The organism is Brevibacillus sp. HB1.1, from assembly GCF_013332445.1.
Classification (GTDB): Bacteria; Bacillota; Bacilli; order Brevibacillales; family Brevibacillaceae; genus Brevibacillus; species Brevibacillus porteri.
The window spans coordinates 50091-63509 of the sequence record NZ_JABMIV010000018.1 but is presented as its reverse complement, the minus strand read 5'-3'; the positions used below and the strand labels follow the sequence as shown (position 1 = coordinate 63509).

At 46.9% G+C, this 13419-nt stretch carries 14 protein-coding genes; 13 read left to right on the top strand and 1 reads right to left on the bottom strand.

Translation table 11 applies throughout. The annotated features are described in order from the left end of the window. The 10 genes from HPY27_RS29975 to pssA form a co-directional block, all read left to right on the top strand. Positions 1-183: hypothetical protein (locus HPY27_RS29975; RefSeq protein WP_217438124.1), on the top strand; the 183-nt coding region annotated here is incomplete at its 5' end. A gap of 54 nt (positions 184-237) precedes the next feature. Beyond that, the gene (locus tag HPY27_RS28575; RefSeq protein WP_017247021.1) at positions 238-1359 is read left to right on the top strand and encodes a UDP-N-acetylglucosamine--LPS N-acetylglucosamine transferase; all 1122 of its coding nucleotides are present in this window, start codon (positions 238-240) and stop codon (positions 1357-1359) included. Positions 1360-1388: 29 nt separating this feature from the next. Continuing rightward, positions 1389-2075 (top strand): HAD hydrolase-like protein, encoded by a 687-nt coding sequence (locus HPY27_RS28570; protein ID WP_174226498.1) that lies wholly within the window; start codon positions 1389-1391, stop codon positions 2073-2075. 188 nt (positions 2076-2263) lie between these two features. Next, positions 2264-2728 (top strand): CtsR family transcriptional regulator, encoded by a 465-nt coding sequence (locus tag HPY27_RS28565; protein WP_017247023.1) that lies wholly within the window; start codon positions 2264-2266, stop codon positions 2726-2728. Between the two features lie 16 nt (positions 2729-2744). Beyond that, positions 2745-3263 (top strand): protein-arginine kinase activator protein McsA, encoded by a 519-nt coding sequence (mcsA, locus tag HPY27_RS28560; RefSeq protein WP_007716182.1) that lies wholly within the window; start codon positions 2745-2747, stop codon positions 3261-3263. Positions 3264-3282: 19 nt separating this feature from the next. Next, entirely contained in the window at positions 3283-4356 is a 1074-nt protein-coding gene (gene mcsB / locus HPY27_RS28555) for a protein-arginine kinase McsB (RefSeq protein ID WP_017247024.1), read from the top strand. Between the two features lie 66 nt (positions 4357-4422). Further along, a complete protein-coding gene (locus HPY27_RS28550) occupies positions 4423-6873 on the top strand; it encodes an ATP-dependent Clp protease ATP-binding subunit (RefSeq protein WP_017247025.1) in 2451 nt (816 codons plus the stop codon). 106 nt (positions 6874-6979) lie between these two features. Further along, positions 6980-8347, top strand: a complete 1368-nt coding sequence (gene radA, locus HPY27_RS28545; RefSeq protein WP_016742863.1) for a DNA repair protein RadA — start codon at positions 6980-6982, stop codon at positions 8345-8347. Positions 8348-8355: 8 nt separating this feature from the next. Continuing rightward, the gene (gene disA / locus HPY27_RS28540) at positions 8356-9432 is read left to right on the top strand and encodes a DNA integrity scanning diadenylate cyclase DisA (protein WP_017247026.1); all 1077 of its coding nucleotides are present in this window, start codon (positions 8356-8358) and stop codon (positions 9430-9432) included. Between the two features lie 114 nt (positions 9433-9546). Continuing rightward, a complete protein-coding gene (pssA, locus tag HPY27_RS28535) occupies positions 9547-10275 on the top strand; it encodes a CDP-diacylglycerol--serine O-phosphatidyltransferase (RefSeq protein ID WP_017247027.1) in 729 nt (242 codons plus the stop codon). Between the two features lie 95 nt (positions 10276-10370). On the opposite strand, the gene HPY27_RS28530 is transcribed toward pssA, so the two are convergent. Further along, positions 10371-10766, bottom strand: coding sequence for a nucleoside triphosphate pyrophosphohydrolase family protein (locus tag HPY27_RS28530; protein ID WP_007716195.1), 396 nt, complete (start codon positions 10764-10766; stop codon positions 10371-10373). A 286-nt stretch (positions 10767-11052) separates the two neighbouring features. Between HPY27_RS28530 and HPY27_RS28525 the strand changes: the two genes are divergently transcribed. Genes HPY27_RS28525 through ispF form a run of 3 tightly spaced genes read left to right on the top strand, consistent with a single transcriptional unit; the run spans position 11053 to position 13332 of the window. Next, positions 11053-12141, top strand: a complete 1089-nt coding sequence (locus HPY27_RS28525; RefSeq protein ID WP_017247028.1) for a PIN/TRAM domain-containing protein — start codon at positions 11053-11055, stop codon at positions 12139-12141. Between the two features lie 27 nt (positions 12142-12168). Next, entirely contained in the window at positions 12169-12855 is a 687-nt protein-coding gene (gene ispD / locus HPY27_RS28520; RefSeq protein ID WP_017247029.1) for a 2-C-methyl-D-erythritol 4-phosphate cytidylyltransferase, read from the top strand. Between the two features lie 3 nt (positions 12856-12858). Beyond that, complete coding sequence (ispF, locus tag HPY27_RS28515) at positions 12859-13332, top strand: 2-C-methyl-D-erythritol 2,4-cyclodiphosphate synthase (RefSeq protein ID WP_017247030.1); 474 nt, start codon at positions 12859-12861, stop codon at positions 13330-13332. Positions 13333-13419 lie beyond the last annotated feature (87 nt).

The window sequence follows — 13419 nt, the reverse complement described above, 5'->3', positions numbered from 1 at the left end:
CTCTTAGCAATCATGCGTATTCAGTTTTCAGGGAATGAAACCAACCTCTTTACCCCAGAATGGGTAAGGAGGTTTTTCGTTTTTATAGCAAAAAGTCAAACTCGCGATTATTTTGTCGATAAGTTAGGCCGAATGACCGACAAGTTCCCTCTTGCAGACGGGTCTTGGGGTAGACTAACATGAGAAGGTACCTGATCCAGGCGTTGGAGTAGGCGAGGTTATGAAGGAGAATCGTTCATGAAAAAAATTCTAATCTTTTCCGCTTCCATCGGTAACGGACACAACCAGGCAGCGCGGGCCATGCAGGAAAGCTTGGCCGAGAGTGGTTGCACATCAATGATCATCGATACGTTGGAATATATTAGCCCCACCTTTCACAAGATTTTGCTGGAAAGCTATATGAATCTGTTAAGGCTGTCACCCAAGATGTGGGGAAGGATTTACCATAATACGGAAAAAACCCGTTTCTTCGATATGAATGTGCTGATGAATAAGTTATTGGCAAACAAACTGAAAAAGCTGATCAACAGTGTACAGCCTGATGCCTTTATTGCTACGCATCCGTTTGCAAGCTGTATGCTCTCCGTCCTGAAAGGGAGAAATGATTGGAAGGAACCAATCTATACGATCATTACTGACTATACCATCCATCCTTCGTGGATTAATCACCATATCAATTATTACTTCATCGGCCATGAACAACTGTATTACCTGTTAGACGTTTATCGTCAGGACCATCAAAAATTCATTCCGATGGGCATTCCCATCATGAAAAAATTCAGTTTACCATTGGACCCTGATTTGATTCGGCAAAAGTTAGGCCTCGCTCCTGGACAAAAGAGCATTATTCTTTCAGGAGGCGGATTGGGTCTCGGCTCGATGGAAAAGGTATTAGATGGTCTAGAAGAGATTAACATTCCTCTGAAAACCTTTGTGTTAACAGGGACAAACGACAAGCTGTACAATAAAGTGATAAATCGTACGTATCGCCATGAAGTCGTTCCACTAAAATTCATCAATAACTTCCATGAATACTTGGAGACGGCTGATTTAATTGTCACCAAATCAGGCGGACTTACATCAGCTGAAGTAATGAGTAAACGGGTACCCATGATTATTTACAACCCTCTGCCAGGACAAGAAGAGAGGAACAGCCACTTTTTGCTCAATAATGGATGTGCGGTACATGCCAATCTGTCAGAGCAATTGATTTACTTTATCGATGAACTATTGCATAGCCCGTCCAAGGTGGACTATATGCGTAGAATGGGACAGAAAATCTCGAAGCCAGATGCTGCACAACGAATTACCGAGTTTATCATGGATGATATGAATATGTTGTCAAGAGAAGTAGAATAGCTGCCTAGCCAGACAAAATGGAGGAACCCATGACTGTACCATTCGCCATATTATTTGATATGGATGGCACGTTACTGCAAACAGAAAAGCTGTCGACCCCCGCATTTATTCGAACGTTTGACCAGCTTCGTCAACAAGGGCTATGGCAAGGGGAAACCCCTGACGAGCGTGAACTGATCAATGTACTGGGAATGACGATCGAGCAGATCTGGGACAAATTGCTGCCGGGCGCGAGTGAGGAAGCCATTCGCTCAGCAGATGTTTTCTTGCTAGATAATGAAATCCAGTTACTCAAAGAAAGAGTGACCGAGCTATATCCGGATGTAAAATCAACCTTGGAAACACTGCGTGAGAAAGGATTTGCTTTGTTTGTAGCAAGCAATGGGCAAGAAGAGTACATCGATGCCATTTGTCAGGAATACGAGTTAAAGCAACTGATGACCGATCTGTACTCAGCCGGCCGATTCCGTACGCATTCCAAAAATGACCTGGTTGCAAAATTGTTGTCTGATTACAAAATCGGGCAGGCCATCATGGTAGGAGATCGTCACTCCGACGTGGAAGCAGGCAAGACAAACGGTTTATTTACCATTGGATGCGACTTCGGTTTCGCCAAACCAGGGGAGCTTGATGGGGCAGATGTCATCATCACCAGCTTCACTCAGCTACTGAATCATTTGCCAGCAATCGACACCAATACACAAGAACAAACATAAACCATTCCTCAGGGAGTGGTTTTTTTGTTGATCATGTCCAAGTTTCAAGCGACCTTCTTTTGCCCACACTAGAATGTGTAAGGGACACTTGCGGGCACGCACTAAACCCATTATAATTAACGTCAAAGATAGTCAAAGTCAATAGGTAACCTCATAAGAACATACACAGAGGAATAGGAGGCGATGACTTGCGTAACATCTCGGACATCATTGAACATCACTTGAAAAGCATCATTACAAACAGTCCCAATGGATCGATCGAGATTCAGCGTAGTGAGCTTGCCGACCATTTTCAATGTGTGCCGTCTCAGATCAATTACGTCATCAATACGCGTTTTACCGTTCAAAAAGGATACATTGTAGAGAGTAAGCGCGGGGGCGGCGGGTATATTCGCATACGCAAGGTGCAGATTGTCAGCAAAGCACGTTTGCAGGAATTGCTAACAGAAGAACTGATTGGTGAGAGCATCAGTCAGAGCGTGGGAAATGCGATCGTAGAAAGACTAATGGAAGAAGGATTAGTCAACATCAGAGAAGCCACCTTGATGAAAATCGCTACCTCGCGAAATGTATTGACGCTAGAAGCTGAATTGCGGGATCGTTTGCGGGCAAATATTTTAAAGCAGATGATCGCAGCAATCTTGTTGAAGTAAAAGGAGGTATGATGTTATGAACTGTGAGGAATGCGGAAAACGACCGGCGACACTTCATTTGACGAAAATCGTCAATGGCGAAAAAACCGAATACCATATTTGCGAGCAGTGTGCTCATGAAAAAGGGGACGTCTTTACCGGCTTTCACAACTTCAGCATCAACAATCTCCTGTCAGGACTTTTAAAATTTGATCCCATGCAAAAGAATGGACGCGAAACGGCAACGAATAAGCCGCTTCAATGCGAAACATGTGGACTCACATATTCTCAATTTAGTAAAAGTGGACGATTTGGCTGTAGTGATTGCTACACCTTTTTGGGTGACCGACTGGACCCCCTTTTCCGCCGGATTCACGGAAACACACAGCATAGTGGAAAAGTACCAGAGCGTACCGGTGGCAAATTGAAGATCCGTAAAGAGCTGGAACAACTAAAGCAAGCACTGCAAAGTCATGTCGCAAGTGAAGAGTTCGAGAAGGCAGCAGAAATGCGTGATCGAATTCGAGCATTGGAACAAAAAATGGCCCAATCGTAGCAAGGGAGGTTAGCTGGTTATGTCCCAAAAGCAGTTTATGCAAAACCCGTGGAGCAATTGGATGAAAGGAGAAGGTCCTGATTCCGACATTGTCATTAGTACACGGCTGCGTATCGCCCGTAACCTGCGCCAGCACCCCTTTCCGTTATTGGCAACGGACTCGCAGGGCGAGGAAGTCGTCAGAAAGGTAACGGAAGTAAGCGATTCGGAGGCAATGCGCAAAAGGCATCAGCTTCAGGTCATCCAGATGGATCAAATTAACCCATTAGAAAAAAGGGTACTCGTAGAAAAGCATCTGATTAGCCCTCATCTGGCAGAGGAATCTCGCAAAGGTGCTGTATTACTTCGTGAAGATGAGTCTGTCAGCATTATGGTTAATGAAGAAGACCACATTCGAATACAGGTACTATTACCCGGGTTTCGTTTGAACGAGGCATGGGAATTAGGTACGAAGATAGACGACATTTTTGAGAAAAACTTGAACTACGCTTTCGACGAAACACGAGGATATCTGACAAGCTGCCCAACCAATGTGGGTACGGGTATTCGTGCATCTGTAATGCTGCACTTGCCGGCTCTGGTGATGACGCAGCAGATCAGCAGAATTTTACAGGCAATTAATCAAGTTGGTCTAGTTGTTAGAGGAATTTACGGAGAGGGCAGCGAAGCTCTAGGGAATCTTTTTCAGTTATCCAATCAGGTCACACTGGGGATGTCTGAGTCAGATATCCTTTCCAATCTCTACGGTGTAGCCAGACAGATTATTGAGCAAGAGCGTGTGGCACGTACTTATTTGCTGGAGCATACCCGGGTTTCTTTAGAGGATCGGATTTTTCGGTCGTATGGCATCCTGATGTACGCTCGCACAGTAGAGTCAAAGGAGGCGGCTCAGCGCCTGTCCGATGTACGTTTGGGGATTGATCTAGGTATTATTCCAAATGTATCTCCGCTCGTCCTAAACGAACTGTTGGTCACGACACAGCCGGGGTTTTTACAACACCACGCTGGACAAAAGCTCACTCCGGACCAACGTGACGAAAGAAGGGCAAGGCTGATTCGCGAACGTCTGCGCGTAGTAGAATCACAAGAGTAATCGTAATGGTATCACGCAATTGTTAACCATATAGAGAAAAAACACGGTTATACGGAGGTGTACGATATGATGTTTGGACGTTTTACAGAACGAGCACAAAAAGTACTGGCGCTTGCCCTGGAAGAGGCGGTTCGTCTCGGACACAAAGATATTGGGACAGAGCATGTGCTGCTGGGACTCATTCGAGAAGGCGAAGGAATTGCGGCGAAGGCACTGCAATCACTTGGGCTTGGCCTCGATAAAATCCAGAGTGAAGTGGAGTCGTTAATCGGGCGAGGAACAGAGCAGTCCGGTAGTAATTACACACCAAACTATACACCTCGCGCCAAAAAGGTTATTGAACTGTCAATGGACGAAGCCCGCAAACTGGGTCATACCTATGTGGGGACTGAACATATTTTGCTTGGCTTGATCCGTGAAGGAGAGGGCATTGCTGCGAGAATCATGAACAATTTGGGCGTTAGCCTGAACAAGGCACGTCAACAGGTGCTCCAGCTCCTTGGCAGCTCGGAAATGATGGCATCTCATCAACCGTCTGGAGGGAACCCAGCGGCGAATACGCCGACATTGGACGGCTTGGCAAGGGATCTGACTGCAATCGCTCGTGATGGCGGACTGGACCCTGTCATTGGTCGCCAAAAAGAAATCGAGCGTGTGATCCAAGTACTTAGTAGACGTACTAAGAACAACCCTGTTTTGATTGGGGAGCCTGGCGTCGGGAAAACAGCTATCGCAGAAGGTCTTGCCCAAAAAATCGTGAACAACGAAATTCCAGAGACCCTTCGTGATAAGCGCGTCATGACACTCGATATGGGAACCGTTGTTGCGGGAACCAAATATCGTGGTGAGTTCGAAGATCGTCTGAAAAAAATCATGGACGAAATTCGCCAAGCAGGAAACATCATCCTGTTTATTGATGAGCTGCACACCTTGATTGGTGCTGGTGGAGCAGAAGGCGCAATTGATGCCTCCAACATTTTGAAGCCTGCTCTGGCACGTGGCGAGCTACAGTGCGTGGGTGCCACTACGCTGGATGAATATCGCAAGTACATCGAAAAAGACGCGGCACTGGAGCGTCGTTTCCAACCGATTCAGGTTGATGAACCGACACCGGAGGATGCGATTCGTATCCTGCATGGCCTTCGTGATCGTTACGAAGCCCACCATCGTGTCAAAATTACCGATGAAGCAATCGAGCAGGCAGTAAAACTGTCTGACCGCTATATTACGGAACGCTTCCTGCCTGACAAGGCTATCGACTTGGTCGACGAGGCGGCCTCCAAAGTTCGCTTGCAATCCTTTACGGTTCCACCAAACCTCAAAGAGCTGGAGGGACGTCTGGAAGAGGTACGCAAGGAAAAAGACGCTGCCGTACAATCACAAGAGTTCGAGGAAGCAGCAGCACTTCGCGATCAGGAGCAAAAACTGCGTGAAGAACTGGATAAAACGAAAAAAGACTGGAAAGAGCGCCAAGGCCAGCTGAACATGGAGGTTACGCCAGAAGACATCGCGCAAGTAGTGGCGAGCTGGACGGGTATTCCTGTGTTGAAGCTGAAGGAAGAAGAAACAGAGCGCTTGCTGAAGATGGAAGAGATTTTGCACGATCGCGTCATTGGTCAAGATGAAGCAGTCAAATCCATCTCGCGTGCAATCCGCCGTGCCCGTGCTGGTTTGAAAGATCCAAAACGCCCGATCGGCTCGTTTATCTTCCTAGGACCTACTGGTGTGGGTAAAACTGAATTGGCTCGTGCCGTAGCAGAGACGCTTTTCGGTGACGAGGATGCCATGATTCGTGTAGATATGTCCGAGTACATGGAGAAGCATTCCACCGCTCGTCTGGTCGGTGCCCCTCCTGGCTATGTAGGCTTTGATGAAGGCGGTCAGCTGACCGAAAAAGTGCGTCGCAAGCCTTACTCCGTCATTTTGCTGGACGAAATCGAGAAAGCTCACCCAGACGTATTCAACATCCTGCTACAAGTATTGGATGATGGTCGTCTGACAGACTCCAAGGGACGTACCGTTGATTTCCGCAACACGGTTGTCATTATGACTTCCAACGTCGGAGCCAGCATGATCAAGAAAAATACGACCCTCGGCTTCACGACCAACGATTCGGAAAGAAAGTACCAGGATATGAAGGACAAAGTCATGGATGAGCTGAAAAAGAGCTTCCGTCCTGAGTTCTTGAACCGTATCGACGAAGTCATCGTGTTCCACTCTTTGGAGCAAGAGCATATCGAGCAAATCGTATCTCTCATGACAGAAGATCTGCGTAAACGTTTGAAAGAGCAAGACATTGATTTCCAATTGAGTGAAGAGGCCAAGAAAGTATTGGCAAAAGAAGGCTTTGATCCGGCCTATGGTGCGCGTCCTCTGCGTCGTGCTATCCAGCGCCACATCGAGGATAATTTGTCCGAGGAATTGCTCAAGGGCACGATCAGTAAAGGCGATACCGTCAATATCGAAGCCGAAGAAGGCAAGCTGGTTGTTAAGCGCCTCGAAAAAACGAAATCATAAGCTGGATTGAAAAGTAATAGAATGCCTCCTGATTCGGGAGGTATTCTTTTTTTGGGTGCGTAATTATGATAAAAGTAGAGAAAGAAATCCAAGTGAGGGTGCGACTATGTCAAAGTATAAAACGAAATACGCGTGTCAAGAATGTGGCTATGAATCGCCAAAATGGATGGGAAAATGCCCGGGGTGCAGCAGTTGGAACACCTTGGTGGAGGAAGTGACCGTAAAAAATCCACATCGTCACGAAGGGATGAGCGGCGGCCAGCGCCAATCTGCGATTCCATTGACTCAGGTAGCCAGTGAAGAAGAGCCACGCATGGATACCACGATCGGTGAATTGAATCGTGTTCTTGGTGGAGGACTTGTTCCGGGTTCACTCATTTTGGTTGGAGGAGACCCCGGAATCGGAAAATCGACATTGCTTTTGCAGACATCTTTTGCCTTGGCTCATCAAGGGGCAAAGGTTCTCTATGTATCTGGAGAGGAGTCGGCAAAACAAATCAAAATTCGCGCGGATCGACTCCATTTGCAAACGCCGCCGATGTTTGTATTGGCAGAAAATGATTTGGATTTGATCGAACAGCATATTAATCAAGTAGACCCGGATGTACTGATTATTGACTCGATCCAGACCGTGTTTCACCCGACGATCCAATCGGCTGCTGGAAGTGTCGCACAAGTGCGGGAGGCGACTGCCCAATTGATGCGGATTGCAAAAGGGAAAGGAATTGGTACCTTCATTGTCGGTCATGTTACCAAGGAAGGCTCCATCGCCGGTCCGCGTATGCTTGAGCACATGGTAGATGCTGTTCTCTATTTTGAAGGGGAGCGCCACAATACGTTTCGGATTTTGCGCGCCGTCAAAAACCGTTTTGGTTCGACAAACGAAATCGGTATTTTCGAGATGAAGGATCGCGGTTTGGAGGAAGTGGCGAATCCGTCTGAGATATTTTTAGCAGAGCGTCCATTTGGTGTTGCGGGTTCCACGGTCGTAGCCAGTATGGAGGGCACACGTCCCGTTTTGGTTGAGCTGCAAGCACTCGTTGCCCCGACCAGCTTTGTAACCCCACGGAGAACGGCAACAGGGGTCGATCATCAGCGTGTGGCGATGATCATGGCAGTGTTGGAAAAGCGCATGGGCATGATGCTACAAAATCAGGATGCATATGTAAACGTAGCAGGTGGGGTCAGATTGGATGAGCCAGCGGTTGATTTGGCGATTGCCGTAAGCATTGCAAGCAGTTTCCGTGATCACGCTACCAATCCGCATGATGTCGTTATCGGAGAAATTGGCTTGACTGGTGAGGTGCGCGGTGTCTCTCGTATTGAGCAACGAGTACGAGAAGCACATAAGTTAGGCTTTAAGCGTGTTATCATTCCGGAGAAAAACATCCGCGGTCTGGATGCGCCAGCAGATATTCAAGTGATTGGTGTGAGCAATATTGCCGATGCGTTGAACGAGGTGATAAGGAGGTAGGAGTGGGCATGCAGGGGAACATCAAAAGAGCTCCGCAATTCGGTGATGTGCTTCGTCTCGTGGCACCCGGCACACAGCTTCGTGAAGGATTGGAAAATGTTTTACGGGCCAAAACCGGGGGCTTGATCGTCATTGGGTGCGGTCCAGAGATGAAGACGATTGTCGATGGCGGTTTTTCCATCAATTGTGATTTTTCTCCTGCCCATTTGTATGAATTAGCGAAGATGGATGGGGCGATTATAGTAAGTGAAGACGCAAAACGCATCCTGTACGCGAATACGCAAATCTTCCCACCCTCCTCAGTCCCCACGAGCGAGACGGGGACACGGCATCGTACAGCGCAACGGACAGCCATTCAAACGAATCATCTGGTCATTGCTATCTCTCAGCGCCGCAATGTGATCACGTTGTACCAGGGGAATTTCCGGTATGTCTTAAGTGAAATCAGTGTCATTTTGGCCAAGGCGAATCAGGCTGTATCTACCCTTGAGAAATACAAGGCCGTTCTTGATCAAACATTGACGAATCTTGGTGCGTTAGAATTTGAGGAGCTCGTTACTCTACACGAAGTTGCCTCGGTTTTGCAACGGATTGAGATGGTGTTACGTATTAAGACAGAGGTCTCCAAGTACATATGTGAGCTAGGGGTAGAAGGAAGGCTCGTCAGTATGCAGTTGGAGGAATTGGTTTCAAACATTGAGGAAGAGGCACACATGCTTATTCGGGATTATTCCCGAGATCCATCCTATTCACCTGATCTCGTGTTGCGGGACATGAAAAAATTAAACTCGGAGGAAATGCTGGAACTTACTTCTTTTTTGCGAACGCTGGGGTATTCCTCCAATGCCAGTATGCTGGATGAATCCGTTTCCCCTAGAGGTTATCGGATCCTGTACAAGATCCGGCGTTTGCCCGTTACGATCATCTCAAATCTGGTAGAGCATTTTCATCATCTGCCGCGAATCATGATGGCAACGATTCAGGAATTAGACGAAGTGGAAGGCATTGGCGAGGTACGAGCGAGAGCGATTAAAGAGGGGCTGAAACGGATTCAAGAACAAGTGTTCATTGACAGACACATTTAAAGTAGAATAGGATAAAGGCATTATTTGTATTCAACATTTGCCTAGGGGACTTGGATGAAAACAAGGTCGACAGGATAACCTGCTCCTTACGCAAAAGAAATCAGGAGGTAGTCTATGTTCGTGAAATCGTTACCGAACATACTAACCGTAAGCAACTTGTTTCTGGGAGTTTTAGCAATTATTCTTGCGTTTCGAGGCGATCAATACGTCGAATATGCAGCGATCACAGTGATCATTGGTATGCTGGCAGACGGGCTGGATGGACGTGTAGCTCGTATGTTGAATGCCCAAAGCGAGTTCGGAAAGGAATTGGATTCACTTTCGGACGTCATTACGTTTGGGATTGCGCCAGCGTTCATCATGTATGTTGTCGTCTTGCAACACTTTGATTTGCTTGGGATTCTCATTACAGCCATTTTTCCGATCTGTGGTGCGCTGCGTTTGGCGCGTTTTAACGTACAGGCCGGGGTTCCGGGGTATTTCATCGGTTTGCCGATTACGGCAGCGGGGGGCGTACTGGCTACGCTCGCACTCTATCACCAAGTATTCACTCCGGTATTGCTTGCCGTAAGTATGTTGCTGCTTGCCTTTTTGATGGTATCAAAGGTCAAGTATCCTAACTTTAAAAAAGTGGGGATTCCAAAGTCTGCTTACTGGATCACACCCATTATCATCGCGATTGTGGTTGTTGTAGCGATTAAGTATCCGCAGCAATTTCCAAAAATCGTCTTCCTGCCACTTGCTTTTTATGCACTGTACGGAATAAAAAAAAACGTTGACTTTCTCGTCAAAAAATTACGCAAGCGTAAAAACAAAGAGGAAGAATCCGTTCCGTTTGAATAGTTACGGCATAAAAAAACCCACACTTCAATGTGCGGGTTTTTCTTTTTTGTATGCAACTTTTTTTAGGGTTCATTCGTAATACGAGTAACGGACTTTTAAGACAGATTGAAGACACCCAAAGTATTCAGTCGGTTGGATTCTTTCTGAAGCACATCTTCTAGCTTAATGTCAGTAATATTGCACAGGGCAGTGAGGTAAAAGAGATTTTTGCCAAGCTCAGCAGTAACTACATCGCGACAATGCTCGCACAGCGGTCCGTTAAAGTGGGTGTCCAAATGGGACTTGTTGTCCTCCAGATTCTTGTTCGAATCGTACGTCTGTTTTTTGGCAACCACTTCGACACAGCCGCATTCGGTGATGGCTTTGGTCAGTGAACGGTTAATGCGGGATGCCGTTTCCTGAACTTTGGACATGACGTCCAGTACGCTACGATGTCTGATCAAAAGCTCGGATACTTGCGTTTGAAAGTCGTCTATGTTTCGATTGTCCATCTGGTTCACCTCTGCTTTAGGCTGTTGGTATCGTCATAATTTTCTCTCATTACGATACTGACATTATAAGAAGGGAGTCAGCTCCCTGTCAATTTAACATCGAAGGAAACGAGTGTTCCCGGGTTGACGAGAAAATGACAACTATGTTAAAATTTTTGGCTATTTGACATGGCAAAATCTTTTTTGCTATAGTGAGGGAAAGTAAAATGAAGCATTATAATGATTTGGAAAAAAATAGGGTTTTACTCTTAGGCTTCTGTCTATATTAGTAAAAGGAGGTGAAGGCATGTTACGCCGAGTAGGAAAATTCATTTTTGTTTTGATTGGTGGCGGATTAGGGTATCGCTTTGGTGACGAACTGTTTTCGTTGCTCGATCCACTGTTAAACTTTGGTGTAGTAGCCGGATCGCAATATATTGGAGCTGTACTAGGTGCCATCTTGTTTTTCTTTTTAGCGAATTGGGTTGTGGATTATGTTCTGCGCATCGTTCGATGGGGTGAAGAGACACTCGTCAAAATGCCGGTTGTCGATGTGATGTTCGGAGCGATGGGGTTGATTAGTGGTCTTATTATTGCATTCTTATTATTCCTGCCCATCAGTAAAATTCCGATTCCATTTGTAGGAGATCTTTTGCCGTTAATTGTTTCCGGGTTGCTCGGTTATTTGGGCTTCCAGGTAGGATTTCGCAAGCGGGACGAGATTATGTCGGTATTTTCGATTGGACGTAAGGATAAGAAAAAGGATAGTGCAACAACTGCCGCTAACTTGGAAAATAAAATTCTCGATACCAGTGTCATCATTGACGGACGCATCGCAGATATTTGCCGTACTGGCTTTCTGGAAGGGGTACTGGTCATTCCGGGATTTGTGCTAGAGGAACTGCAGCATATCGCAGATTCCTCCGATGTACTGAAGAGAAACCGCGGTCGTCGTGGTCTGGATATCTTGAACAAGATTCAAAAAGAAATGAAGGTAAAGGTCCAGATTTGGGAAGGCGATTTTGAAGAAGTATCCGAGGTGGACAGCAAGCTGATCAAGCTCGCTAAGCTCATTAACGGAAAGGTCGTAACAAACGATTTTAACCTGAACAAGGTATGTGAGCTGCAAGGTGTTGCGGTATTGAACATCAATGATTTGGCGAATGCAGTTAAGCCTGTAGTTTTACCTGGAGAAGAGATGAACGTTCAAGTCATCAAGGATGGGAAAGAGCATGGTCAGGGTGTCGCTTATCTGGACGATGGCACGATGATTGTTGTAGAGGGTGGACGAGAATACATCGGAAATGACGTCGATGTTCTCGTAACGAGTGTGCTGCAAACTTCTGCGGGACGCATGATCTTCGCCAAACCAAAGTTGCTGGAACGAGCGTTATAGAAAAGACAACAGGAGAGGGATGAATCAGTGAGTACGGGTGTCGTGATCGTTGCAGCCGGTTCGGGTAAACGAATGGGTGGACAACGAAACAAGTTGTGGTTACCGCTTGCGGGCGAGCCGATCTTGGCTCATACGGTACGTCTTTTTGCCACTCATCCCGACATTGATGAAGTCGTGCTAGTGGTGAGTGAAGCAGACCACGCAGAAGTAACGACCTTGATCTCGGCTGAAAAGCTGACGGTTGTGGTTACTCTGGGTGGAGCAGAGCGACAAGACAGTGTGAGAAATGGCTTGGCATCACTATCCGCAAATTGCGATTATGTACTAGTTCACGATGCTGCCCGTCCTTTCGTCACTCGCAAACAGATCAGTCACATGATCAAACAAGTGCAACAAGATCAGGCAACGATCATGGCAGTACCTGTCAAAGATACGATTAAAGTGGTGGGGGCAACAGGACTTGTAGAGTCAACCCCAGCACGGGAAAGCTTGTGGGCGGTTCAAACCCCACAAGCTTTTCGTATGTCTTTATTGCGAGAGGCACATCAGGCAGCAGAGGCAGCGGGGAAGCTGGGTACGGATGATGCGATGCTGGTTGAGTGGCTGGGTCATCCGGTATCGATTATGAACGGAAGCTATGAGAACATTAAGATTACTACGCCAGACGATCTGTGGTTTGGTGAAGAGATATTGCGGAAACGAAAGGGAGAGTAGCTCATGCGTATTGGACAAGGTTTTGACGTGCATCAACTAGTAGAGGGGCGTCCATGCATTATCGGTGGCGTCACCATCCCGTATGAAAAAGGCTTGCTAGGGCATTCTGACGCGGATGTTCTCCTCCATGCGATTAGTGACGCGATTCTTGGAGCGATTGGTGAGGGGGATATTGGCCGTCATTTCCCAGATACAGACCCGGCTTTCAAGGATGCGGATAGCGTGAAGCTGTTGGAGCATGTATGGAAGTTGGTTCGGGAGCGTGGCTACCGTTTAGGAAACGTGGATGCAACGATCATTGCCCAAGCGCCGAAGATGGCGCCATACATCCCGCAAATGTGTGAAGTCATTGCACGCGTGCTGGAGGCAGAAGATCTCTCGCAAGTGAATGTGAAAGCGACTACCTCCGAGAAACTCGGTTTTACAGGCAGAGGGGAAGGAATCGCTGCACAGGCAGTATGCTTGCTTGTCAAGTAGAAGGGCAAGGTGTAACATAAAGCCTTAGATACGTTTTTACTTAGGTCAAGGTTTATAGCCTTTTACATTCATAAGGATGGTGCTACC